This is a genomic window from Mycobacterium arosiense ATCC BAA-1401 = DSM 45069, from assembly GCF_002086125.1.
Taxonomy (GTDB): Bacteria; Actinomycetota; Actinomycetes; order Mycobacteriales; family Mycobacteriaceae; genus Mycobacterium; species Mycobacterium arosiense.
In genome coordinates this window covers 1-573 of the sequence record NZ_MVHG01000236.1, presented here as the reverse complement: position 1 = coordinate 573, position 573 = coordinate 1, and the positions used below count along the sequence as shown (strand labels likewise).

Annotated in this window: 1 protein-coding gene; it reads right to left on the bottom strand. The window is 66.0% G+C overall.

Annotated features, from left to right (window positions below):
- Positions 1-573: condensation domain-containing protein (locus tag BST14_RS28260; RefSeq protein WP_142279686.1), on the bottom strand; the 573-nt coding region annotated here is incomplete at both ends.

Sequence of the window (573 nt, the reverse complement as noted above, 5' to 3'; positions counted from 1 at the left end):
GCGCCACACACTGTCCCGGGACCACGCCGTGGGCGGCCAGCAGGTGCGCCAACCGGGTGGCCGCATCGTCGAGTTCGCGGTAGGTCATCGAGGTGCCGCCGAAGGTGACCGCTACCGCCTCGGGGGTGCGGGCCAGCTGCTCGGCGAACGATTCGGGAATCGACACGGCTGGGGGCGTGGGCCGGGTCAGAATCGCGCGGTTACCGAACCGATCCAGCGCGGCGTGCTCAGCCTCGGTGAGCGGATCTATCGCCGAAAGCGGCTGCCCCGGATCGGCGGTCATCGCCACCAACAACCGCAGCAGTCGTTCGATCAGCGCGTCGACGCTTTCCGCCGCGAACACATCGGTATCGAACTCGACGCGAAGCTCCACTTCATTGCCCGGCCGGGCCGCCATCGTCAGCGGATAGTGGGTGGATTCGCGACCGTGGATCTCGGTGATACCGAGCCCGTCGATGCCGGAGAACGCGGCGGTGTCGACCGGATAGTTTTCGTACACGAATAGGGTGTCGAAGAGTTGGTCGTGGCCGGTGATTCGGTGGATGTCGTTGAGTGCGAGGTGTTGGTGGTCCA